Here is a 5,103-nt window from a genome sequence, read left to right as displayed (position 1 = left end):
GCCGACGGCAAGCTCGCCGCCGGGCCGGTGGTGCCGGTGATCTACCGGGCGATGAATGCGTTTGCGAGTGGGGACCATGCGACCTGCGTCCGGCTGATGGAGCCGGTGCTCGCCGACATCGTCCGCATCGGTGGCAGTCATGCCCAGCGCGAGATCGTCGAGGACACCTTCATCGTCGCCCTGATCCGCTCTGGCGACTTGCCGCGGGCGCGCGTCCTGCTGGACCAGCGCCTGCACCGCCGCCCCTCGCCGCGCGATGTCCGCTGGCGGGCCGCCATGGCATGAAGTAGTTGATCACCCACCGCTTCAAGCTCGACCAGATTCTCGATGCCTACGAGACCTTCGCCGCCGCCAGGACCAACGCGCTGAAGGTGCTGATCGAGGCCTGAGCCGGACGCACAACTGCTGGGTGTGAACAGATGGCCCAGCGAGCATTCGCCGGGGCCATCGTCGCAGGGATACCGGCCGCCTTTCCGCCGCCGCAGGTCGTGATGAAAAATCAACGGCGGTCGGCAATTTTCCATTCCGGATTGTCAGGACCAGCAACCGATGCCATCACGCCGGCGTTAGGTCATACTACACGACCGTTCGCATTCGCCCCTGACCTGGAGCCCGGCGGCATGTTCAAACTCGTATCGGCCCCCATCCGGAGGCTCCTGCGCTTTCCGCTGGTGCAGTTCGCGATCGTCATCTTCCTCGTCCTGGTGATGCAGGCAGCCGACGAGCACTCGGTGCTGGGTGAAATCTTCGCCGGGCTCGACAAGATCGTGGACTATTCGGTGAACGCGACCGCCGCGATCTTCACCGTGAAGATTTTCACCAAGTCCTTGCTGACCTTCGGCTTCATGATCGCCTATGTCTATCTCGCCTGCTGGCTGATGCTCGCGCTGGGGCGGATCGCGATCCGGCGTATGCTCGATATCATCGGGCGCGAGAACATCTTCTGGCTGCGCAACACGATCGCGCGCGAGCGCGGCATCGAGGCCTACCGGGCCTGGCTGCCGCTGGAGAGGATGCGGCCGGCGCACATTCCGCAGCCGATCTGGGAAGAGACCTACGCCTGGCCGAAGGACAATTTGCCGCCCTATCCACCGCTGTTTTTGCGTGTGCTGCGCGGCACGTTCGCCTATCTCGTGCTGTTCCTGCTGGTGATCGTCCTGCTGCAGGCCTTCAGCCCGCTGCCCGCGCTGGACTGGTTGATCGCCCTGCTCAAACGGGTGTTCGGGGCAGGTTGAGGCGCCGCGACATCCCCGCCGTAAAGTTGTCATCAATCTGTCAGACGAGCTGCGCTTAGCTGCCCGTGTTATGATGATCGCGGTTCAAAGAGGAGCGAATCGGTGAGTGAGACCATCAACGTGCCGGCCGTGCCGGCGGATGCATCCGCCGTCGCCCGCATCAAGTCCGAGATCGACATTTCCGACCGTTCGCGGCTCGTCACCTTCGGCGAGCGCGCGCAGCGCTCGGTGGTCGAATTTGCCGACCGGATCCTGGCCCAGACCCAGAACCGGGAACTCGGCGCCACCGGCAAGCTGCTGTCGGACGTGCTCGCCAAGGCCCGCGGCCTCGACCCGGCCGACCTCAAGGACAAGGGCTTTCTCGCCCGGCTGTTCTCGTCGGCCGAAGCCCGGCTGCGCCGTTTCACCGAGCGGTTCAACGACGTCGCCTCGCAGATCGACCGGATCGGCCTCGACCTCGACCGCAACAAGGAGGTGCTGCGCCGCGACATCGCCCTGCTGGACGAGCTGTTCGAGCAGACGAAGACCGCGCTCGGTCAACTCGATGCCCACATCGCCGCCGGCAAGGGTTTCGCCGACGACTTCCGCGGCGGCAAGCTCGTCGAGATGGAGCGCGCAACCAAGTCACAGGCCGAGAGCGCCGACGGCATGCTGGCAGCGCAGACCTATCAGGACGCCGTCCAGGCGCTCGACCGGCTCGAGAAGCGCATCTTCTATCTGCAGCAGGCGCGCCAGATCGGCATCCAGCAACTGCCGCAGATCCGCATCGTCCAGTCCGGCGACGAGACGCTGATCGAGAATCTTCAGGCGACGACCGAGCTCACCATTCCGGTGTGGAAGCAGAAGATGATCCTGCTGCTCGGCCTCAACCGGCAGAAATCCGCGCTGGACCTGCAGAAGACCGTCACCGACGCGACCAACCAGATGATGCGCCAAGCCTCCGAGATGATGAAGACCCAGGCGATCGAGATCGAGCGGCAGTCGCAGCGCGGCATCATCGACATCGCCACCCTGGAGAAGACCAACCGCGACCTGATCGACACCATCTCCGGCGTGCTCTCCGTCCAGGAGCAGGGCCGCGCCAAGCGCGCCGAGATCGAGAAGCGAATGGCGCAACTGACCGACGAATTGAAAACCGCGGTGAAGGCGTCCGCATGATCTCCCTCCGCCTCGCGCGGTGCTGGCTCGCTGCGGCGCCGCTCCTGGCCGTGCTGCTCGCGGCCTGCGGCGGCCCGTCGGGGCCGTCCTTCACCATCGTGTCGGGCTCGGAAAACGAGGTGCTGGCGCCGATGGTGCAGGAGTTCTGCGCCTCGCGGGGGGCGAGCTGCACCATGCGCTACCAGGGCTCGCTCGACATCGCGCTCTCGCTCAAGGCCGGCGCCGATCCGGGGGCCGACGCGGTGTGGCCGGCCGCCTCGATCTGGATCGACATGTTCGACACCGCAAGGCGCGTGAAATCGGTCAAGTCGATCGTGCAGATGCCCGTGATCCTCGGCGTGCGCCGTTCCAAGGCGCAGGAGCTGGGCTGGGTCGGCGCCAACAAGGTAACCACCAAGGACATCCTCGGTGCGGTCCAGGCCGGCAAGCTGAAATTCCTGATGACCTCGGCGACGCAGTCGAACTCGGGTGCGGCCGCCTATCTTGCGATGCTGGCCGCCGGCATCGGCAAGCCCGACCTGATCGAAGCAGGCGACCTCGACCGGCCGGAAGTGCTGGCCACCGCTCGCGCGCTGCTCAAAGGGGTCGAGCGCAGCGCCGGCTCCAGCGGCTGGCTCGCCGACCTCTACCGCGACGGCGAGAAGACCGGCGCGCATTATCAGGCGATGTGGAACTACGAGGCCGTCATCAAGGAGACCAATGACAAGCTGATCGCCGATGGCGCCGAGCCGCTCTATGCCATCTATCCCGAGGACGGCGTCGCGGTCGCCGATTCGCCGCTCGGTTTCGTCGACCGCGGCCGCGGCAAGGAGGTGGAGAGCTTCTTCGCCGATCTGCAGGCGTTCCTGCTGCAGGGCGACACCCAGGCGCGGATCGCCAAGACCGGCAGGCGGGTCGAGATCGGCCGCGCCGCGCCGCTTCCCGCCGATCCCGCGACCAACCTCGATCCCGCGCGCAAGCTCACGGTGGTGCGCCCGCCCGAGCCCGCGGTGATCCAGAAGGCCTTGGACATCTACCAGGAGGCGCTGCGCCGGCCCTCGCTCACCGCGCTGTGCCTCGACCTCTCCGGCAGCATGCAGGGCGCGGGCGAAACCGAGCTCCTCGATGCGATGCGCTTCCTGCTGACGCCGGCGCGGACCCGCGAGATGCTGGTGCAGTGGACCAAGGGGGATCAGATCCTCGTGCTGCCTTTCAGCGACCATGTGCTGTGGACGGCGCAGGCGACGGGCGAGGATAGCGAGCAGGCCGGCCTGCTGGCAAAGGCTCTGCAATTGCGCGCCGGCGGCGGCACCGATTTCTACACCTGCGGCGCGCAGGCGCTCGCATTGATGAAGCCGACGCTGAAAGACGGGCAGCATCTGCCGGCAATCGTCATCATGACCGACGGCAAGAGCCAGGGGACGATGTCGACCTTCGAGACCGCATGGCGCGCGGACGGCGCGCGCGTGCCGGTGTTCGGCGTTACCTTCGGCAGCGACGTCGATCGCAGCCAGCTCGACAATCTCGCGAAACTCACCGGCGGCCGGGTGTTCGACGGCACCAAGAGCCTGACGGATGCGTTCCGCGCCGTGCGAGGATACAACTGAATGGCCGCCGCGCCATCCGGGCAGGACTGGATCGTCGGCGGCGCGGCCGCCGCCGTCCTCCTGCCGCTGCTCGCGATCGGCGTCGGCATGCCGTTCTGGATCGCCTGCGTGGTGAGCGCGCTGGCCGGCGGCGGCATCGCCGCGGTGATGGCACCGAAAAAACTGTTCGCGCAGCTCGATGCCAGCGGCGTGGCGCGCGGCCGGATCGAATTCGCGCGCGACCTCCTGACCGAATCCGAGCCGCTCGCGGGTCGAATGGAAGCGGCCGCAACGGCGATCAAGACACGCGCTATCGCCGAGCGGGTGCGCCATCTCGTGAAGATCGCCCGCGATATTTTCTCTGCGATCGAACGCGACCCGCTGCGCATCGATCGCGTCAAGCGCTTCCTCAGCTACTATCTGCCGCGCGCGGCCGAGATCGCCGAAGCCTATGCGGCGCTGGAGAAGAGCCCGGTGCCGGACGCCGCGCGGCTTGCGTCGGCCAGCGAAATGATCGACCGGCTCGACACGGCGTTCACGCGCTATGCCGCGAGCCTGCAGGACGCCGATCTCGACAGGCTCGACATCGAGCTGAAGCTCCTGAAGCGCTCGCTCGACGAGGATCTCGGGCCGGCGCTGCCGAGCACGCCGTCCGAAAGCAAGAAGGAGGTGAGCTGATGGCCCTCTCGCGCCGCGCCTTCGGGATCGGCCTCGTCGCCGCGAGCGCTGCGGCGACCGGCGGCTATGTGTTCTTGCGCGAGCATCCCGAGATCGCCGGCCGGTTCGGTGAGCCGAAGCGGCTGTTCGGCTTCGCCGGCGGCGAAAAGGAAGGGTTTCTCAGCAATGCGCGGGTGCGCAACGAGCTCGAGCGCCGCTTCGGCCTGATCCTCGATGCGCGGCGTGCCGGATCGGTCGAGATGGTGCGCGAGCGCGCCCTGCTCGACCAGAAGCCGCAGTTTTTGTGGCCGTCTTCCTCCGTGCTGGTCGAGGTGGCGCGCGCGTCCGGACTGAAGATCTCCCGCGACCAGGTGATCTTCAACTCGCCGATCGTGCTCTATTCGTGGGATCGCATCGCCGACGGGCTGGTGAAGGGCGGCATCGCCGAGCCGGCCGGCGGCCCGCGCTACAAGGTCGACCTCGGAAAA

The 5,103-nt window shown here is 66.8% G+C and carries 4 protein-coding genes and 2 pseudogenes; all 6 read left to right on the top strand.

Features of this window, described 5'->3' with window-relative positions; all coding sequences use genetic code 11:
- Positions 1 to 285, top strand: a pseudogene (locus JOY90_RS31055) (tetratricopeptide repeat protein); the annotation flags it as partial.
- 335 nt (positions 286 to 620) lie between these two features.
- A complete protein-coding gene (locus tag JOY90_RS31045; RefSeq protein ID WP_291694912.1) occupies positions 621 to 1,235 on the top strand; it encodes a hypothetical protein in 615 nt (204 codons plus the stop codon).
- A gap of 102 nt (positions 1,236 to 1,337) precedes the next feature.
- Positions 1,338 to 2,393 (top strand): toxic anion resistance protein, encoded by a 1,056-nt coding sequence (locus tag JOY90_RS31040; protein WP_291694911.1) that lies wholly within the window; start codon positions 1,338 to 1,340, stop codon positions 2,391 to 2,393.
- The gene (locus JOY90_RS31035) at positions 2,390 to 3,979 is read left to right on the top strand and encodes a VWA domain-containing protein (RefSeq protein WP_291694910.1); all 1,590 of its coding nucleotides are present in this window, start codon (positions 2,390 to 2,392) and stop codon (positions 3,977 to 3,979) included. Before JOY90_RS31040 ends, JOY90_RS31035 begins: the two co-directional genes overlap by 4 nt.
- On the top strand, positions 3,980 to 4,636 hold the full coding sequence (locus JOY90_RS31030) for a 5-bromo-4-chloroindolyl phosphate hydrolysis family protein (RefSeq protein ID WP_291694909.1): 657 nt from the start codon (positions 3,980 to 3,982) through the stop codon (positions 4,634 to 4,636).
- Positions 4,636 to 5,103: pseudogene (locus JOY90_RS31025) on the top strand (hypothetical protein); the annotation flags it as partial. The gene JOY90_RS31030 and the pseudogene JOY90_RS31025, both read left to right, overlap by 1 nt.

Origin of the sequence: Bradyrhizobium sp. (assembly GCF_019242285.1) — a bacterium.
Lineage (GTDB): Bacteria > Pseudomonadota > Alphaproteobacteria > Rhizobiales > Xanthobacteraceae > Bradyrhizobium.
The sequence above is the reverse complement of the archived record's forward strand: the minus strand, read 5'-3'. Positions and strand labels throughout refer to the sequence as shown.

Coding starts and splice junctions, on each gene's coding strand:
- JOY90_RS31045 (WP_291694912.1), top strand. CDS start 621: ATGTTCAAACTCGTATCGGCCCCCATCCGGAGGCTCCTGCGCTTTCCG.
- JOY90_RS31035 (WP_291694910.1), top strand. CDS start 2,390: ATGATCTCCCTCCGCCTCGCGCGGTGCTGGCTCGCTGCGGCGCCGCTC.
- JOY90_RS31030 (WP_291694909.1), top strand. CDS start 3,980: ATGGCCGCCGCGCCATCCGGGCAGGACTGGATCGTCGGCGGCGCGGCC.